Here is a 17,823-nt window from a genome sequence, read left to right on the forward strand (position 1 = left end):
AAAAATCATCTTTAAAATAACCTCCAACTCAATTACACACACTAAAAGTCGGTAGTAGAAAAAGTTGCTTAATCACCCAAGACAAATGTACACATTTTTTTACAGATAATGCAATACCCTGATCATGGTATTATTTGATAAATTACTGGAATAGTAATAAGTAAGGCTCTATTGAAGTAATTTTTTTTCAATAAAAAGTCATTTCGACCAATAATAAGATCAAGGTAAGCAAGAAATTAAAAAATTTAAGTAAAGATTACTTACAGACAGTCTGAAAACATCAAGCAGTATTATCAGCCCATATTAATTTTAACTAAAATTTGGACAATGCCTTATAGAAATAAAATACCCTTTTATCTTTGGGAGTTAATAAAATCAATTTAGTCTCTCAATGCAGCCATTGGAAAACAAAAACCTGGTAAGCGTTATCATCCCTTGCTATAATCAGGGAAAATACCTTAAGGAAACTGTCATTTCTGCACTCAATTCCAGCCACAAACCGTTGGAGATTATTGTCGTTAATGACGGTTCCACCGATGACTCGCTCATGATTGCCCAAGAGATCCAACAAGAATTTCCCCAAATAGAAATCATTGACCAAGAAAATGGAGGTGTATCAAGTGCCAGGAACACAGGAATAGAAGCAGCAAAGGGAGAAATAATCCTTCCATTAGATGGAGATGACCTAATTTCAGAGAATTATATTGAGGAAGCTGTAAAAGTGCTTAACTCAAAACCAGAGGTAAAGGTTGTTTATTGCCAAGGAATTAAATTTGATGAATCCGGACAAAAAAGCTGGAACCTTAAGCCTTTTAGCAGACATGAACTGGCTTTGGACAATATGATATTCCATGCAGCACTTTATAGAAAAGCGGACTGGAAAAGAGCTGGTAAATACTCTGTTGAAATGCGTTATATGGGGCGTGAAGATTGGGAATTTTGGATCAAAATGCTAAAAGATGAAGGAGAAGTAGAGCAACTTCCTTTTATAGGCTATTATTATAGACTTACCCCTACCAGTAAGCGTAAAAAAACAGCGACTACTGAAAAAAAACGTGAAAGGATCGCCTTTTTGAACCAACAGCATCAGGAATTCTTTAAAAGAGAGCTCAATGGCCCACTTAGGATGCAACGGTCTTGGTCTAAACCCTACAATACGTTGCTTAAGATTTTTAACCTGATTTGATTTATATCTTGTCCAAACCCTTCCAAAATTTCAGGAAATAGTATTTAAGAGGATTTTTATATTTGAGCTGCTTCCATGGACGACTTCCATGTGGCTTGTGCAATACCGGAACATTCATCAAAACATAATTTTTATAGCCCAGCTCCACTGCCTTTTTGGAAATAAAAGTATCATACCAGTCTTTCGCATCATCCAAAGACATAAAGTCATATTCCTCTAAAAATTCCTTACTGAACAAAGTGCAGCAAAAACTCAAACTTCTTTTGGTATCAATGATATTGTCCTTGACGTCTTTGAATTTGAGATAGGGGAAATTGACTTTCTTGTCATAGCCAACCGTGATCGCTCCAATCAACCCCACCTTTTCGTTCTTTTGATAAAAATCGAGCATTTTCTCGATCGAATCTTTCTCCACTGTCACATCCGACTCAACAACCAACAAGGACAACCCCTTTTCCAATGCTTCCTTCTGGGCCATCTGAAGTACAAGTTTGTAATTGGGAGAAGGAGTATCCGTAACCTCTTCGAGATGAATTAGCTCATAACCTATTTCAGGAGCATGCTTATCGAGGGCAGCCTTGGTCTCAGGAGTACTGAAGTCGTTAAAAATCTTATGGACCACAGGTACAGAAGAGGCCTTTATTGCCTTCGCCGTTTCTAATGTAGTTTCAATGGAATTTTTAACCGGGGTAATTGCAAGTACTTGAGCCATATCTGAAAGGGTTTACAGAAAAAAGAGCTTGACAGAAGCCATCGCCTCCAGTCAAGCTCTCCATGTTATTGAATAAGCTTAGCTTAAGTTAGCTACAGCATCTTTGATTCTCTTCAAAGCTTCTTTAAGCTCAGCTTCCGAAGCAGCATAAGAAAGTCTCACACAGTTTGGAGCACCGAAAGCAGCACCAGTCACCAATGAAACATGCGCTTCATTTAGGATATACAAGCAGAAGTCATCCGCATTCTCGATCTTATTTTCTCCTACTGACTTACCAAAGAAAGCCGTTACATCAGGGAAGAAATAAAAGGCTCCTTCAGGGACATGAGTCTTGATCCCTGGAATATCTCTCAACAAACCTAGCACCAATTCTCTTCTACTTTTGTAAGCTTCTTCCATTTCTTGGGAAGGAGTCTGGTCTCCAGTGATGGCTGCCAAAGCAGCTCTTTGTGCAATACCAGTACCACCTGAAGTGAATTGTCCTTGGATCTTCTCACAAGCTTTGGCAATGAAAAGCGGAGCACAGATATACCCTACTCTCCATCCTGTCATGGCATACCCCTTAGAGAAACCATTCACAGTGATGGTTCTTTCGAACATACCCGGCAAAGCTGCCATGCTCGCATGTTGTCCTGTAAAGTTGATCAACTCATAGATCTCATCAGCAATTACATAAACATCATCGTGCTTTTTCACCACATCGGCTATTGCCTCCAATTCTTCCTTACTAAACACAGAACCGGTTGGATTACAAGGAGATGAATAGATCACCGCTTTGGTTTTGTCTGTGATCGCTTCCTCCAGCTGTGCAGCGGTGGCTTTGAAGTTATTTTCCAAAGTTCCTTCGATCAATACAGGTACACCACCTGCCAATTTGATGATCTCAGCATAACTCACCCAATAAGGAGAGAAAATCACCACTTCATCACCTTCATTGATCAAACACATGAAGATGTTGGCAATTGAATGCTTGGCGCCAGTAGAAAGCACGATGTTTTCTGCCTTCGCCTCAGCTATTTTATTTTGAGTTTGAAGTTTGGTAGCAATGGCTTCTCTCAAATCCTGGTATCCAGAAACCGGAGGATAAGAAAAATATTTTCCTTCATCGATAGCCGCCTTTGCCGCATCCTGCACATGCTGAGGAGTCTTGAAGTCAGGCTCTCCCAAACTTAAACTGATAATGTCAATCCCTTGGCCTTTAAGCTCTCTAGCTTTCTTTGCCATTGCCAGCGTAGCTGACTCTTCCATATTGTTAATACGGTCTGATAAAATACTGCTCATTTGCTTTATAATTGTTTTTCTATGGTCAGTTTATTGTCTTATCTTGAGGCTTTCAGAGAAATTCAGAAGGAAAACACCTTTACTTCTTCCCTGATTACTAATGCACTCTTATTAATAATTGGGCAAAATTAAGGATTATGCTTGTTAATTCTAAACCTTTCTTTTATTTAGAGCACAGATTCTATCTTTTAAATCGTTATCAAATTAAAATTCCCCTTGCCTGGCCTGCGGTTCACATGAAAAAAGTAGTTCTCAGTTTACTTTTAATAGCAACTAGTGGTTTGCTTAAAGCCCAAAATTTTGATTCCTTATCCACCAGCAACCCTGTTGATAGCTCCGGGATCATTCAAGATAGGCTATTGCCCACGACCACACCCGTTCTGCTTTTTGATGACAGCAATCGAAAAGAAGAGAAAAAAAAGGAGAAGAAGAAAAGAAGTAAAAATGTCTATTTTGGTGAGAAGACCAGAAAGAGCTTTATCCGAGTAGATGCTAAAGGGAAAACCCAATACCAACTATTTCATTACACCACCAGAAATAAGCAAGTTGACCCTTATATCAGGGATATCTATTGGTTGGACATCAAAGATAAAGCCATCAGAACTTCTGGATTCAAACCGGAAGAGGGTTATCTCCTTCACGGCCCTTACGAAAGGCGTATCGATAATGCTGTCGTAGAAAAAGGGATGTACTATTACGGCACCAAGCATGGTCGATGGATGACTTTCGATCAAAAAAACATCCTCCAGACCAAATCCCACTTCTATGAAGGATGGCCAGAAGACTCCAGAATTTCTTACTATAACCAATCCCAACAAAAACTTGAGAAGGTCATCCCCATTGAATATGATCTGAAGGAAGGAAATTTCTATCATTTTTATGAAGATGGCCACTTGGCTGTCAAAGGGGAATACCATTATGGAGAAAAAATCGGACTTTGGACCGAATATTGGAATACCCATGGAGGCAAAGTCATTAGAAAGCGAGAAATTCAATATCAGGAAAAGCCTTTTACCAAAAACTTCAAACCCTATATCCGAGCAGAATGGAATGAAGAAGGTACCTTGATTTATAAAGACAATCGACTGTAGGACATTAAATCCTAAATCATCTCTTCACTGTTATTTGCTTAATAAAAAGCATCTTCAAACTGTTTGAATCGGATAACACCAGATTTATCTTTATACACACCCACAATATCAAATCGAATGTCTTTGTGCCAATCGACCTCATGGATGTAATGATCAGCTGCTCGAATGATCAATTGCCTTTTTCTATAATCAACAAATTCCTCCGCATATCCAAAGCCTGTTCCACTTCTGAACTTCACCTCCACAAATACCAAAAGCCCCTTTAACTCCATAATCAGATCGATTTCAGCATGTTTATAACGAAAGTTAGACTCTTTTAATTGATACCCTTTTGCAGCAAGGTATTCGGCTGCGAGTTGCTCGGCCTCCCTTCCCAATTCATTGTGCTGTGCCATCAGAAATTATTTATTAATTTTGGTAAAAATTTCAGCTTTTGTGGTTCAGCTTTAGCGCAAAACCACCTCAAAAAGAACTGTAAATCAAAAAACGGTGTTAACCACCTCTATAAGCCCAAACAGATAGTGAATCAAATTATCAATAAAAAAGTAAAGTTTATAGATCTTGGCAAAAAAGATTACAAAGAGACTTGGGACTACCAGGAGTCTCTATTTGCTGAAACTGTGGCTTTAAAAATCGAAAACCGGAAAAACGAACCGGAAAAACAACAAATTACGCCCAATTATTTATTATTTGTTGAACACCCCCATGTATATACACTTGGTAAAAGCGGTGAGCTTTCCCACCTTTTGCTAAATGAAAATGAACTGGCAGATAAGCAGGCCACTTTCTATAAGATCAACCGAGGTGGTGACATTACCTATCATGGCCCCGGACAATTGGTGGGCTATCCTTTGCTGGATTTAGACAATTTCTTCACCGATATCCATAAATACCTTCGCTATCTGGAGGAGGCTATTATTCGGACATTAGCAGATTATGGAATTGAGGCTGGCCGAATCGAAGGGCTTACCGGTGTTTGGCTTGACCATATCAAAAAAGTAAACCCTCGCAAGATTTGCGCTTTAGGAGTAAAATCCAGCAGATGGGTCACCATGCACGGCTTTGCCTTTAACGTAAACGCTGACCTCTCCTATTTTGGAAACATCGTTCCCTGTGGCATCGCTGACAAAGCTGTCACCTCCCTACATTTGGAATTGGGGAGAGCAATTGATGAAGAAGAAGTCAAAGAAAAGGTAAAAAAGCATTTGGCGGATCTATTCGAAATGGAATGGGAAAATTAATTTCCTTGTCCAAATTGAAAACTGAAAAAACTAAACCATGAAAAAGGACATTGAATTCCACCCTGTGACAGGCGTCAAGCTGGCCATCGCCAAAGAAGAGATTAATGGGCAAACTGAGTGGGGAGTATACATTATCAACCTCAACTTAATAGAGCTTAAAAACCTCATGATCACTTCCAAGGGTTATGGTTTTATTGAGGGGCAAGAGAAAAAAACCTCCACATTGCGACATATGATTGAAGAGCTGGGTCCACAAAGTATAGCTAAAATTGAACCCATTGATCCTAATTTGTTTGTATTAAACAATGAATTCTGGGTCAGTTATTATATATTAGATCAAATATTTGATAAAAAATTCGTCTTCGTCGAAGGCAGCATGGACTCCAGTAATATTCACCGAATCCCTGAATTGGACTTAGAAGGCGTCTTGCATCCTTAAAGCCTATGGCCGATTTTTTGAGTGATCTAAGAGACATTTTATTTTTGGACATTGAAACGGCATCACTCACTGAAAAATTTAGTGAGTTGCCTTCCAGACTACAAGAAGAGTGGCAGAAGAAAGCCAATTACCTACAGCAAACCCCGGAAGAAAAGTCAATAGAGGAGTTCTATTTTGAAAAAGCCGGCATTTATGCTGAATTCGGCAAAGTGCTCTGTATTGGCTTGGGCTATTTCCTCTACGATCCAGAAAAAGAACAGTTACAATTCCGGACCAAGTCCATAGCCTTGGACAACGAGCATGATACCTTACTCGAGTTTCGGAATATTCTAGAAAAGAAAGTCTGGACTTTGTGTGCACACAACGGTAAAGAGTTTGACTTTCCCTATCTTTGCAGAAGAATGCTGATCAACCGGATCCCTCTTCCTGATGCCTTGCAAATGGCAGGCAAAAAGCCATGGGAAATCAGACATTTGGACACTTTGGAACTCTGGAAATTTGGAGACTATAAGCATTATACAAGACTTGAACTTCTGGCCGCCATTTTTGATATCCCCAGTTCTAAGGATGGCATCAACGGCAGTGAAGTAAACGAAGTGTATTACCATCATCAAGACCTTAAAAACATTCGGGAGTATTGTATAAAAGATGTAGAAGTCACGGCCAAAATATACTTGGCTTTTCAAGGTTTACCCGGTGACCTGGAGGTAAAAGTCATCAACTTGGATGAAGGACAAGACGATGAATAAATTATTTATCCTTCAACACTAAACTCTCTGGCCGAATTAATTGTATAATAGAAGAAGAAATATCAACTCGAGAAAAATCGCATATCACCTGGCCCAATATTTTCTAACCAAGAAATTTAATGCAGGCATCATGACCTGTAAACGAAAAGATTAAAATTTTTATGAGCAAAAGATCAAGAAAACAAATAAAAGGAAAAAAGACGGGAAGTAAGCGGATGAATTCCGCGCAGTTGGCGGAGCGCATCCTAAACTTTTTGGAAAACCATTATGGAGAAGAGTTCTCCATTAAGCAAATAATTAAGAAGTTACTTATCAGGGATTCCCTCACCAAAGGTGGCGTGGAGCCTGTATTGAACAAATTGGTAGAGGCTGGATCAGTTTCCAGAAACCCCAGAAACCATTTTTCTTCCACTAAATCACCTGATTTTATCGAAGGGACAGTAGACTTTGTCAATCCTAGATTTGCCTTTATCGTCCCGGACAATAAAGCTGAAGGAGAAGAAGACATCCTTGTCAAAGCCAATGACATGAAAAATGCCCTAGACGATGATAAAGTCAGGATAATGGTTTACCCCAACAAAAGGCATGGCCAGAAAAGAGAGGGGCGAGTACTGGAAATTGTCAAAAGAGCCCGAGAGGAATTTGTCGGCAAAGTAGAAATATCTCCTCGCTTTGCTTTTGTGGTGCCTGATTTCAAAAAAATGCACCATGATATCTTCATTAGGAAATCCGATCTTATGGGAGCAGAGCACCATCAAAAAGTGGTGGTAAAAATCACAGAATGGAGAGAAGAGGATAAAAACCCAACAGGCAAAATCACTCAAGTACTGGGCGAGGCTGGAGAGCACGAGGTGGAAATCCATTCCATCATGGCTGAGTTTGGATTGCCATTTGAATACCCAGAAGACATAGTTCAAGAGGCGGAAGAAATCAATGAGGAAATCTCCAAAAGTGAGATCAAAGCCCGAAAGGATTTCAGGGACATTACCACTTTCACCATTGACCCAGTGGATGCCAAGGACTTTGATGATGCCATCTCCTACCAAAGGCTTCCCAATGGAAATATTGAATTGGGAGTGCATATTGCAGATGTGACCCATTATGTAAAACCCAAAACCAATCTGGAAAAGGAGGCCTATGACAGGGCTACTTCTGTTTATTTGGTAGACAGAACCATTCCCATGCTCCCAGAGAGACTAAGCAATGGGCTGTGTTCCCTCAGGCCAAATGAGGATAAATTGACCTTTTCCTGCGTATTTGAGTTAGATGAAAATGGCGAAATTCAGAAGCAATGGATCGGAAGGACCATCATACATTCAGACCGAAGGTTTGCTTACGAGGAAGCCCAGGAAAACATTGACAAACAAGAAGGAGATTTCTTCTCTGAACTTACCCTACTGAACAATCTGGCTAAGAAGATACGGAAAAGAAGGTTCCAGCATGGTGCCATCAATTTCGAAACCACAGAAGTGAAATTTAAGCTGGACGAAAAAGGAACTCCACTTGGTCTGATCGTAAAAGAAAGGAAAGACATCCACAAAATGATCGAAGAATACATGCTATTGGCCAATAAGGCCGTGGCAGAATTCATCTACAATAAAAACAAAGGCAAGGATACGTTTGTTTATAGAACGCACGATCATCCGGACTTGGAACGTCTAGAGACTTTTGCCAATTTCGCAAAAAAATTCGGTCATCAGATTTCGATCAATGAAGACACCAAGATTTCATCTACCTTGAACAAACTGATGAATGAAATAGAGGGAAAACCAGAACAAAACCTTTTGGAACAATTGGCGATAAGAAGTATGGCCAAAGCTAAATATAGCACAGAACCAAAAGGGCACTTTGGATTGGCTTTCAGTCATTATACCCATTTCACCTCACCAATCAGAAGGTACCCAGACATGATGGTGCACCGCCTTCTGCAACACTATCTTGATGGAGGAAAGTCTCCAGATAAAGAACCTTGGGATGACAAATGTGTTCATTCATCAGAAAGGGAAAAGCGTGCTTCTGATGCCGAAAGGGCTTCCATAAAATACAAACAAGTGGAATACATGTCCCTGGCAGAAGACAAAGCTTATGAAGGAATTATTTCCGGTGTAACAGAATGGGGTATCTTTGTGGAAATTACGGAGACCAAGTGTGAAGGAATGATCCGATTGCAGGACTTACGTGATGACTATTACGAATTCGATGAAAAAAACATGCGCCTGATAGGCACTAAGAATAAAAAAATGATCACTCTGGGTGACCAGGTATCGGTCCGTGTAGTTAATACGGATATAGACAGAAGAACCATAGATTTGGAATTTGCAAATGACAATGACTAAAACCAACTTAAGCCATGAGCTGTTGGAGCAGCTAGAAAAACACATTCAGGAATTTTCTTATGGAAGTTCTCCAGAGGAACTCTATGAGCCTATTTCTTACATCATGAGCTTGGGAGGCAAACGAATCAGGCCCCTATTGACATTGCTGGCTTATTCATTATACAGGGATGATTATGAAAAGGCACTCACGCCTGCTTCTGCTGTTGAAGTATTTCATAATTTTACCTTGGTGCATGATGACATTATGGATGAGGCTCCATTGAGAAGAGGAAAGCCCACTGTCCATAAAAAATGGAACACCAATAATGCTATCCTTTCGGGAGATGTGATGTTGGTCAAAGCTTATGATATGTTGCTTCATGTTCCTGAGGATAAACTTGCCGTATGCTTGAGATTGTTCAATCAAACCGCAACTGAAGTTTGCGAAGGGCAGCAACATGACATGAATTTCGAATCCAATAAAGCTGTACTGGAATCCGAATATGTGGAAATGATCCGGCAGAAGACAGCTGTATTGCTTGGCTTTGCCTTGCAGTATGGAGCCATCTTGGCCGGTGCTTCACAGGATGATGCCCAACATCTCTACGATTTCGGAGTTAATATTGGGATCGGCTTCCAACTGAAAGATGATTTGCTGGACGTTTATGCAGACAAAGCTAAATTTGGCAAGCAAGTCGGAGGAGATATCATTGCCAATAAAAAGACTTTCCTGCTCATTAAGGCAAAAGAACTGGCAATAGGTGAGGACAAAGAAGAGCTGGAAAACTGGCTCTCCAAAGTTGATTTTGACAAAGAAGAAAAAGTCAAAGCGGTTACTGCCCTTTATGATAAACTAGGCATCAAAAACATTACTGAAGCTAAAATGGAGTCTTTTTTTGAAAGAGGCTTCAATCAGCTCACCACCCTTGAAGTTGCTAACCAAGAAGCCTTAATGGCACTAAAGGGACTCACACAAAATCTTATTGAGCGGGAAAAATAATTCTCGCTCTTTTACTGACAATTATTTCATGGATATTTCTGCAACGGTTCTGATCATCATCATTACTGCTATCAGTTCCTTTTACGGTTGGAAAAACTACGGCTTTCTAAGTCGAAGTATGTTTAACCCTTATTTAATTACCCGTAACAAGGAATTTGATCGCTTCATACTTTCGGGTTTTGTCCACAAGGATGCCATGCATTTGCTGTTCAATATGATTACCTTTTACTTCTTTGGTAGTTTAGTGGAACAGTACTTGACTTACCGATTTGGTTTCTTCCCTGGGGTAGCGATATTTATTTTATTCTATCTGGGCGCCTTGGCGATATCAGATATTCCCACGTACCTTAAGCACAAGTCCAATCCCAACTACCAAGCCTTGGGAGCCTCTGGAGGAACTGCTGCGGCTGTTTTCGCCAGCATCATCCTCATGCCCATGCAGGACATCTGTCTCTTTGGCATCCTTTGTTTGCCTGGTTTCATTCTAGGGATTATTTTCTTGGGGTATTCTGCAATTAAAAGCAAACAGGACAATGACAGCATCAACCATGATGCGCACCTTTTCGGTGCATTATTTGGGATCATTTTTATATTGATCTTAAGCCCAGCAAGTGCCGTTCACTTTTTCAATCAAGTAAAAAATTACAGTTTATTTTAGTAAGAAAAAGGCCTGATGTGTGACATCAGGCCTTTTTCTTATTGAGAGACTTTATAATGCTCCTTCGGTTGACTTTTTAGGATTTTTACAGCTGATTCAGCGGTGATGTCCCTTTGTGGATTGGCCAGCATCTCATAACCTACCATAAATTTCTTAACCGTGGCAGAACGTAATAATGGCGGATAAAAAACCATGTGCAAGTCCCACTCTGGATGGTCTTTCCCATCGGTCATGGCCTGGTGGATCCCAGCTGAATAAGGAAAAGAAACTTTAAACACATTATCATACATAATGGTCAACTGACGATAAGCATCCGCCAATGCTTCCATTTGTGCTTGATCCATTTCTGCCAAAGAGGCAATATGAGTTTTGGGAGCTATCATGGCCTCAAAAGGCCAAACTGCCCAGAAAGGAACCAAGCCTACAAAATATTCATTTTCAAAAAGGATTCGCTCGTCTTTCTTCAACTCTTCTTGTACATAATCAACCACCATGCTTCGTCCATATTTCTCAAAATAATGAGAAAACTTCTGTTGCTTTTTTGCTGGCTCTACAGGTACAGATTCTTGCGCCCAGATCTGCCCATGCGGGTGTGGGTTAGAGCACCCCATTACTGAACCCTTGTTCTCAAAAATCTGAACGTAATTGATGAAATCCTTTTCGCCCAGACCGAGGTATTCCGCTTTCCACAACTCCACCACCTTGGTAATTGCCTGCACATCCAACTCCGGAATGGTCAAGTCATGTCGAGGAGAAAAACAAATCACCTTGCATATGCCCCGCTCACTTTTGGCTTTGAAAAACTCTCCTTCTGACAATTCTCCCTCGGGAATATCAGCAGTCAATGCGCCAAAATCATTTTGAAAAACAAAGCTTCCTTGATAATCTGGGTTTTGCTCCCCGTTCACTCGGGTATTGGTGGGACAAAGGTAACACGCTTCATCATAGGCCACCTTCTTCTCTTCAGCAGTATTTTCTTCCTGTCCTTGCCATGGTCGCTTCCCTCGATGTGGAGAAACCTGAAGCCAGTCACCAGTGAATGGGTTGTACCTCCTGTGGCTGTGGTCTTCAAAGTTAAAATCTGACATAATTCAATTCTAGGTATTAATAGGTTTGATAGTATTTCTTAATTTTTTGAGTAAGGCCTTCAACGTCCTAAACTGAGCGTAAAGTCTCTTAGCAAGCTTTGATGCTCTCCTCTAGACTGTGACCAAACGGGTTCCGTCAGTAATATTTACTTCATAGATTTTCAATGCTTTGCCAAAGGCTTCTTGATAAGCGGCGGACACTTCTTTTTCAAATTGTTCTTTACCTGACTTTTCGACCAAGTTGATGGTACAGCCACCAAAGCCTCCACCCATCATCCGCGCTCCCGCGACACTTTCATTGGATTTTGCGAAATCAGCCAGGAAGTCAAGCTCCTTACAGCTCACTTCATACATTTCAGAAAGACCATCATGAGAGCCATACATCTGCTGACCAAAACCTTTGATATCTCCTTTTTCCAATAGCTCACACCCCTTCAACAATCGCTCATTTTCTTCAATCACGTACTTGCTTCTGGTGTAAACCACCTCACTCACATCCTCTTTAGCTTCATCAAGCATTTCAAGAGTAACATCTCGGAGACTTTGAACATTAGGATGGTATTTCTGTACCGCTTCAACCCCTTCTTGGCACTCCCTTCTTCGATCATTGTAAGCTGTATCCGCTAGAGAATGCTTGACCTGTGTATCACAAAGCACAATTTGGTAATCACCCAATTCTATGGGGAAATAGCTAAAGTCCAAAGACCTGCAATCCAAGCGGATGGCATGATTATCCTTTCCCATCATAGAAGCAAATTGATCCATGATACCACATTGTACTCCTGCAAATTCATGCTCTGCTTTTTGGGCAAACTTAAGCATATTGAGTTTTTCAAGCCCCAAATCAAAAAGTGCTGAAAGGGCCAAGCAAACACCATTTTCTACTGCCGCGGAAGATGACAATCCTGCACCTACGGGGACATCTCCACCAAAAACAAGGTCAAAACCTTTCAGTTCATAGCCCGCCTTCTGAAGTTGTGCTACCACACCCATGACATAATTTCCCCAACCGCTTTCCATGCGTTCAAAGTCATTAATATCAAAGGTCAAAGACTCTTGAAAATCAAAAGAGAAAAGACGGCATTCCTCTGAATCATTGGCCTGGACAGCAATGACAATTTCTTTGTCAATGGCTGCAGGAAGTACAAATCCGTCATTATAATCTGTATGCTCTCCGATAAGGTTAATTCGACCCGGAGATTTAACCACAATAGGTTCTTTGTCAAAAAGTTCTTTAAACTTTGACTGAATGATAGAAGGGTTCATGATAATCTATATTTGCTTTACTTTTTTACTGAAAATTTGAAGGAGGTATAACTATTCAACTGTTCACCCGGATGAAGGGTCACTGAAGGAAAGTGGGGTTGGTTTGGGGAATCTGGAAAGTGTTGGGTTTCCATGGCAATACCTCCGTGTTTTGGATAAGTTTTTCCTTTACCGCTGACACTTCCATCAAAATAGTTTGCAGTATACAATTGGATGCCAGGCTCTGAACTCTGAACTTCCATTTCAATACCTGACTCAGACGAATAAAGTGCAGCTCCTGGATTATTCTTATCAAAAACGATGGTTTGATCCAAGCCATTGGCAATGACCGTTTGTTCATGATCTGAAAACACTGCTTCTTTCACTTTTTTGCTTTGTAGCAAATCAAAAGGTGTTCCTTTAACGGAAAGTATTTCGCCAGTAGGAATACTTCCTTCTACTACAGGAATATAAAAAGGCGCATTTGCCTGGATGTCATGATCAAGAATGGTTTGTGAAAAATCACCCGAAAGGTTAAAATAGGAATGATTGGTAAGATTGATCACAGTAATCTTATCAGTCTCGGCAGTATAGGAAATTTTAAGTTCACTTTCACCTTCCAAGCTAAAGGTAACACACACTTTCAGGTTTCCTGGATAATTCTCCTCACCATCTGGACTGAGATAAGTAAACTTTACACCACGTTCAACAATTTCCGCTTCCCAAATCTTCTTGTCAAAACCTATCTTGCCCCCATGAAGATGGTGTTCCCCATTCGTAATGGCCAATTGATAATCCTTTCCATCTACCTCTATTTTCCCTCTGTTGATCCTGTTGCAAACCCTGCCAACTGTACATCCCATGAAGGCATTGGCCTTCAAATAGCTTTCACTGATGTACTCCTCAAAAGTATCAAAGCCCAACACGACATCTGTAATCTCTCCTTCCCTATCAGGGACAAAAAGATGGGTCAGTGTGGCGCCATAATTGGTTACACAAACTTTGGTACCATAATCATTGCTTAGAGTAAATAAATGGACATCCGTTCCATTTAGTGTTTTGCCGAAAACAGATTGCTCGACTAGTATTTTGGTGTGATTTGGCTTTTCGGTCGACAAAGAAGTCAGGTTTATTAATTGACAATTTTGATTTTAAGAAGTGCCAAATTAATAGATTAAAAAATGTAATTAAGGCCTGTTAGAACTTATTTTTTAAAAAAACGTTCCCGAAAACGTTTCCATTACTAATTCATTTTTGTGATGATTTCCTCACAATTAGCTCAGTATCCAAAACAATGGTCTGAGGCTTAAAATCCTCTGGATTCATCAGCTGGTCCAAAAGATTGTTAGCTGCCAATTTCCCCATTTCATATGCAGGTTGATCCACTGTGGTAAGGGAAGGTTCCAAAGCGTCCGACACAGGCATGTTGGTAAAGCCCACCAAGGCCACATCAGAAGGTATCTTTAAACCTTTTGATTTTAAAAATTTCATCACATCAATGGCTACGGGGTCATTGATCGCAAAAATAGCATCTGGTCTTTTTTCCAAATTCAATAATTCCTGCACCAAATTCTGGGTACTTTCGATTGTCAAATCGCTGTGCTTTACCAAGGCAAAGTCCACTTCAATGCCATATTCATTCAAAGCTTTTTCGTAACCTGCCATACGTTTTTTGCTAATGTACATTTCTTCAGGACCAGACATAAAAGCTATCCGTCTACAACCTTGCTCAATCAAATGCTTGGTCACTTTATATGCCCCCACAGTATCATCAACAATTACAGTTGAAACCGGCAAGCCTTCATGAATCCTGTCAAAAAGTACAAAAGGAATTTCTCTGTCGATCAGATTTTCAAGATGCTCATACGAGGATGTTTCCCTGGACAAAGAGATCAACAAACCATCAACGCGGCTAGAGATCAAGGTGCGAATATCTGATTTCTCTTGATCAAAACTTTCATTGGATTGGCAGATCATCACATTATAGCCCCTACTGTAAGCCGTATCTTGAATACCACTGATATTGGAGGCAAAAAAATGAGAAGCCAACTGGGGAACGACAATTCCCAAAGTTTTGGTTTTGTTGACCCGAAGGCTTTGGGCCACCACATTGGGGGAGTAATTCAGCTTTTCAGCCATGGCCAAAACCTTCTTCCTGGTCTCCAGCTTGATTTCGGGAGAGTCCCTCAATGCCCTTGATACTGTGGAAATACTGATTTTAAGCTTTAGCGCAATGTCCCTGATGGTTACTTGTCCCTTTTTCATTTTTTTCTTTGTTACTCAAAAAATGAATATACATTTTTTACAAGAGAACACCTATTTCCCATACTTTTGGGACTAGCTTATTCTTGGTAGATGGTAAACAAAACAGTCTCTCCGACCGCCTTAAGCGTTCGTTTATCAATAACCTCCATGTTATCGGAATGCTTGTGGTGGTACCTACCAAATCCAAAATCAGGGGAATAATCAATGATGTCAATCATAGGAATCCGGGCAATTTCATTTACAGGAATATGATCATCAGTGATCGCATGAGAATCCCTCATCTGAAAGAAATCACTATGGCCTATTGAATGGGCAAAATTCCATACCTTGGTCACAATCCCTTTTGCGTATTGTTGCGAAACACCCTCTTTATAAAAACGAGCTCCTTTCGCTCCAACCATGTCCACCAAGATCCCGTAATAAGCAGCATAGCCCCGTTCATGTGGGTTTTTGGACCAATATTGAGAGCCCAAACACCACCATTTGGCATCATCTGTACCGCCTTTGGCAGACTCAGGCTTTCCATCATCCTCACCATCAAACAAAATAAAATCAATCCCAATATCAGGTTTCAGTTCAGCATTTGAAATGCTTCTGGCTATTTCTAATAAAACCCCAACCCCACTGGCACCGTCATTGGCACCGTCAATGGGTTCATTGATGCGCTCTGTATCTTTATCAGCTATCCTTCTGGTATCCCAATGGGCTGCCAAAATTACCCGCTTCTTGGCTGATGGATTAAAGGAAGCAATGATGTTCATCAACTCCAATTTTTTCCCATCATAGGCCTCTGCTTCAAATTCCTGAACCTCTACCCCCAATCCAAATGACTTGAATTTCTCCTGTAGCCAAAAAGAAGTTGCTTTATGGGCATCGGTATTGGGAACCCTTGGCCCAAAATCAACCTGATCCTGAATGTACTGATATGCAGAGTCCACACTAAATGCAGGAACATCACTCAAGGCAACCTCAACCTGAGGTTCTTCTACTACAACTTCACTTTTGCGATCTCCACATGCTCCCAAAAACCATAGTAAAACTATAGCCCATACTAAATTATTCTTCATATGCCCAATCTACTTTATCTTTCATATCCTTTACAACTACACCAATTGATTTCAACGCAGACCTGATTTCATCTACTTTGTCATAATTTTTGGCCAGTTTGGCTTCTTGGTAAACTCTTAGGAGGATTTCCAGCAATTCCTGCTGCTTGTCAGATTTCTCTTCTAAAAGCCCTAGTATTTCCTCTACAAAAACGATGAAAGTAGCATTTAATTTTTCAAAAACATCTTTGCCTAAAACTGATGCCTTCAGCTGACCTGTGTAAAGGCTATTTATTTTCTTCAATAAATTAAACAAGTGTCCAATGGCTTGAGCAGAATTAAAATCATCATTCATCGCCCTGTAGGCACTTTCAATACTTTTTTCAATCTGCTGAATTTGCTTTTCATCCCTAGCTACACCTTTCTCTTCGGTGTACTCCAAACTTTTAGCAATTCTCAACCCATTGATGATTTTCTTGTATCCTTTTTGCGCCGCTTTCAGAGCTTCGTTGGAGAAATCCAACGTAGATCTGTAGTGCGCCGTCAAAATAAAATACCTGATGGTCATTGGAGAATAGGCTTGATCAAGAAGATCATGCTTTCCAGTAAACAACTCCTGAAGGGTAATAAAATTACCAAGTGATTTGCCCATCTTTTGACCATTGATGGTGATCATATTATTATGCATCCAGTATTTTGCCGGATCATGCCCATGTCCCGCATTACCTTGGGCGATTTCACACTCATGATGAGGGAACATCAAGTCCATACCACCTCCATGAATGTCAAACTGATTGCCAAGATACTTGGAACTCATGGCGGTACACTCCAAATGCCAACCAGGAAAGCCCAATCCCCATGGTGACTCCCACTTCATCAAATGCTCTGGAGAAGCATTTTTCCATAAAGCAAAATCGATCGGATTTCTTTTTTCATCCTGGCCATCCAACTCTCTGCTCCCACTCATCAATTCATCCACTACCCTTCCGGAAAGCTTGCCATAAGGCTTTTCGCTGTTATACTTGAGCACATCAAAATACACACTGCCATTGACTTCATAGGCAAAACCAGCATCCAAAATATCTTTTACCAATTGGATCTGCTCCGGAATGTGCCCTGTAGCCCTTGGTTCAATATTGGGTTTATTGGTATTTAGGGATTCCATATCCCTATGGTAAGTATCAGTATAGTATTGGGCCACTTCCATGGGCTCCAACTGCTCCAATTTTGCTTTTTTGGCAATCTTGTCCTCTCCATCATCTGCATCTCCCTGTAAGTGCCCCACGTCAGTAATATTCCTTACATACCTTACTTTGTATCCAAGATGACTCAAATACCGATACACGGTATCAAAAGTGACTGCAGGTCGGGAATGTCCTAAATGTGCATCTCCATAAACGGTAGGTCCACAAACATACATCCCAACAAATGGTGGCTTAAGTGGCTCAAAAAGTTCTTTTTCACGCGAAAGCGTATTGTAAATCTTTAATTCTTTGGAAATCATAAA

At 40.5% G+C, this 17,823-nt stretch carries 17 protein-coding genes; 8 read left to right on the top strand and 9 right to left on the bottom strand.

Translation table 11 applies throughout. The annotated features are described in order from the left end of the window. Positions 1-391 precede the first annotated feature (391 nt). Complete coding sequence (locus tag JL001_RS03090; RefSeq protein WP_200974644.1) at positions 392-1,186, top strand: glycosyltransferase family A protein; 795 nt, start codon at positions 392-394, stop codon at positions 1,184-1,186. Between the two features lies 1 nt (position 1,187). On the opposite strand, the gene JL001_RS03095 is transcribed toward JL001_RS03090, so the two are convergent. Both JL001_RS03095 and JL001_RS03100 read right to left on the bottom strand, forming a co-directional pair. Then, positions 1,188-1,898 (bottom strand): glycosyltransferase, encoded by a 711-nt coding sequence (locus tag JL001_RS03095; protein WP_200974645.1) that lies wholly within the window; start codon positions 1,896-1,898, stop codon positions 1,188-1,190. 78 nt (positions 1,899-1,976) lie between these two features. Next, complete coding sequence (locus JL001_RS03100; RefSeq protein WP_200974646.1) at positions 1,977-3,179, bottom strand: pyridoxal phosphate-dependent aminotransferase; 1,203 nt, start codon at positions 3,177-3,179, stop codon at positions 1,977-1,979. A 236-nt stretch (positions 3,180-3,415) separates the two neighbouring features. On the opposite strand from JL001_RS03100, the gene JL001_RS03105 reads away from it, so the two are divergent. Further along, positions 3,416-4,270 (top strand): toxin-antitoxin system YwqK family antitoxin, encoded by an 855-nt coding sequence (locus JL001_RS03105; RefSeq protein ID WP_200974647.1) that lies wholly within the window; start codon positions 3,416-3,418, stop codon positions 4,268-4,270. A gap of 38 nt (positions 4,271-4,308) precedes the next feature. On the opposite strand, the gene JL001_RS03110 is transcribed toward JL001_RS03105, so the two are convergent. Continuing rightward, positions 4,309-4,665 carry a YraN family protein gene (locus JL001_RS03110; RefSeq protein WP_200974648.1) on the bottom strand — a complete coding sequence of 119 codons (357 nt, stop codon included), beginning with the start codon at positions 4,663-4,665 and terminating at the stop codon, positions 4,309-4,311. Positions 4,666-4,791: 126 nt separating this feature from the next. On the opposite strand from JL001_RS03110, the gene lipB reads away from it, so the two are divergent. The 6 genes from lipB to JL001_RS03140 all read left to right on the top strand — a co-directional run bounded on the left by lipB (position 4,792) and on the right by JL001_RS03140 (position 10,672). Further along, the gene (gene lipB, locus JL001_RS03115; protein ID WP_200974649.1) at positions 4,792-5,511 is read left to right on the top strand and encodes a lipoyl(octanoyl) transferase LipB; all 720 of its coding nucleotides are present in this window, start codon (positions 4,792-4,794) and stop codon (positions 5,509-5,511) included. Positions 5,512-5,548: 37 nt separating this feature from the next. Continuing rightward, entirely contained in the window at positions 5,549-5,950 is a 402-nt protein-coding gene (locus JL001_RS03120; RefSeq protein ID WP_200974650.1) for a hypothetical protein, read from the top strand. A 5-nt stretch (positions 5,951-5,955) separates the two neighbouring features. Beyond that, the gene (locus tag JL001_RS03125; protein WP_200974651.1) at positions 5,956-6,699 is read left to right on the top strand and encodes a 3'-5' exonuclease; all 744 of its coding nucleotides are present in this window, start codon (positions 5,956-5,958) and stop codon (positions 6,697-6,699) included. Between the two features lie 161 nt (positions 6,700-6,860). Next, positions 6,861-9,035: a ribonuclease R gene (gene rnr, locus JL001_RS03130; RefSeq protein ID WP_200974652.1), complete on the top strand. Its 2,175-nt coding sequence runs from the start codon at positions 6,861-6,863 to the stop codon at positions 9,033-9,035. Further along, entirely contained in the window at positions 9,022-10,014 is a 993-nt protein-coding gene (locus tag JL001_RS03135) for a polyprenyl synthetase family protein (RefSeq protein ID WP_200974653.1), read from the top strand. The genes rnr and JL001_RS03135 overlap by 14 nt, the downstream gene beginning before the upstream one ends. A gap of 28 nt (positions 10,015-10,042) precedes the next feature. Then, on the top strand, positions 10,043-10,672 hold the full coding sequence (locus JL001_RS03140; protein WP_200974654.1) for a rhomboid family intramembrane serine protease: 630 nt from the start codon (positions 10,043-10,045) through the stop codon (positions 10,670-10,672). Between the two features lie 38 nt (positions 10,673-10,710). Here JL001_RS03140 and JL001_RS03145 read toward each other — a convergent pair whose 3' ends face one another. The 6 genes from JL001_RS03145 to cysS all read right to left on the bottom strand — a co-directional run bounded on the left by JL001_RS03145 (position 10,711) and on the right by cysS (position 17,820). Next, on the bottom strand, positions 10,711-11,760 hold the full coding sequence (locus tag JL001_RS03145) for a UDP-glucose--hexose-1-phosphate uridylyltransferase (protein ID WP_200974655.1): 1,050 nt from the start codon (positions 11,758-11,760) through the stop codon (positions 10,711-10,713). A 111-nt stretch (positions 11,761-11,871) separates the two neighbouring features. Continuing rightward, the gene (locus tag JL001_RS03150) at positions 11,872-13,026 is read right to left on the bottom strand and encodes a galactokinase (RefSeq protein ID WP_200974664.1); all 1,155 of its coding nucleotides are present in this window, start codon (positions 13,024-13,026) and stop codon (positions 11,872-11,874) included. 17 nt (positions 13,027-13,043) lie between these two features. Then, complete coding sequence (locus tag JL001_RS03155; protein WP_200974666.1) at positions 13,044-14,123, bottom strand: aldose epimerase family protein; 1,080 nt, start codon at positions 14,121-14,123, stop codon at positions 13,044-13,046. A gap of 130 nt (positions 14,124-14,253) precedes the next feature. Next, positions 14,254-15,270, bottom strand: a complete 1,017-nt coding sequence (locus JL001_RS03160) for a LacI family DNA-binding transcriptional regulator (protein WP_200974668.1) — start codon at positions 15,268-15,270, stop codon at positions 14,254-14,256. A 77-nt stretch (positions 15,271-15,347) separates the two neighbouring features. After that, positions 15,348-16,337, bottom strand: coding sequence for a M28 family peptidase (locus tag JL001_RS03165; protein WP_200974669.1), 990 nt, complete (start codon positions 16,335-16,337; stop codon positions 15,348-15,350). Further along, positions 16,327-17,820, bottom strand: coding sequence for a cysteine--tRNA ligase (gene cysS, locus JL001_RS03170; protein WP_200974670.1), 1,494 nt, complete (start codon positions 17,818-17,820; stop codon positions 16,327-16,329). The genes JL001_RS03165 and cysS overlap by 11 nt, the downstream gene beginning before the upstream one ends. Between the last annotated feature and the right edge of the window lie 3 nt (positions 17,821-17,823).

Source organism: Echinicola sp. 20G, from assembly GCF_015533855.1.
In the GTDB taxonomy this organism is placed as follows: Bacteria; Bacteroidota; Bacteroidia; order Cytophagales; family Cyclobacteriaceae; genus Echinicola.

Excerpts from the sequence above, each read along its gene's own strand:
- JL001_RS03090 (WP_200974644.1), top strand. The coding sequence starts at position 392 with ATGCAGCCATTGGAAAACAAAAACCTGGTAAGCGTTATCATCCCTTGC.
- JL001_RS03095 (WP_200974645.1), bottom strand. The coding sequence starts at position 1,898 with ATGGCTCAAGTACTTGCAATTACCCCGGTTAAAAATTCCATTGAAACT.
- JL001_RS03100 (WP_200974646.1), bottom strand. The coding sequence starts at position 3,179 with ATGAGCAGTATTTTATCAGACCGTATTAACAATATGGAAGAGTCAGCT.
- JL001_RS03105 (WP_200974647.1), top strand. The coding sequence starts at position 3,416 with ATGAAAAAAGTAGTTCTCAGTTTACTTTTAATAGCAACTAGTGGTTTG.
- JL001_RS03110 (WP_200974648.1), bottom strand. The coding sequence starts at position 4,665 with ATGGCACAGCACAATGAATTGGGAAGGGAGGCCGAGCAACTCGCAGCC.
- JL001_RS03120 (WP_200974650.1), top strand. The coding sequence starts at position 5,549 with ATGAAAAAGGACATTGAATTCCACCCTGTGACAGGCGTCAAGCTGGCC.
- JL001_RS03125 (WP_200974651.1), top strand. The coding sequence starts at position 5,956 with ATGGCCGATTTTTTGAGTGATCTAAGAGACATTTTATTTTTGGACATT.
- rnr (WP_200974652.1), top strand. The coding sequence starts at position 6,861 with ATGAGCAAAAGATCAAGAAAACAAATAAAAGGAAAAAAGACGGGAAGT.
- JL001_RS03135 (WP_200974653.1), top strand. The coding sequence starts at position 9,022 with ATGACAATGACTAAAACCAACTTAAGCCATGAGCTGTTGGAGCAGCTA.
- JL001_RS03140 (WP_200974654.1), top strand. The coding sequence starts at position 10,043 with ATGGATATTTCTGCAACGGTTCTGATCATCATCATTACTGCTATCAGT.
- JL001_RS03145 (WP_200974655.1), bottom strand. The coding sequence starts at position 11,760 with ATGTCAGATTTTAACTTTGAAGACCACAGCCACAGGAGGTACAACCCA.
- JL001_RS03150 (WP_200974664.1), bottom strand. The coding sequence starts at position 13,026 with ATGAACCCTTCTATCATTCAGTCAAAGTTTAAAGAACTTTTTGACAAA.
- JL001_RS03160 (WP_200974668.1), bottom strand. The coding sequence starts at position 15,270 with ATGAAAAAGGGACAAGTAACCATCAGGGACATTGCGCTAAAGCTTAAA.
- JL001_RS03165 (WP_200974669.1), bottom strand. The coding sequence starts at position 16,337 with ATGAAGAATAATTTAGTATGGGCTATAGTTTTACTATGGTTTTTGGGA.
- cysS (WP_200974670.1), bottom strand. The coding sequence starts at position 17,820 with ATGATTTCCAAAGAATTAAAGATTTACAATACGCTTTCGCGTGAAAAA.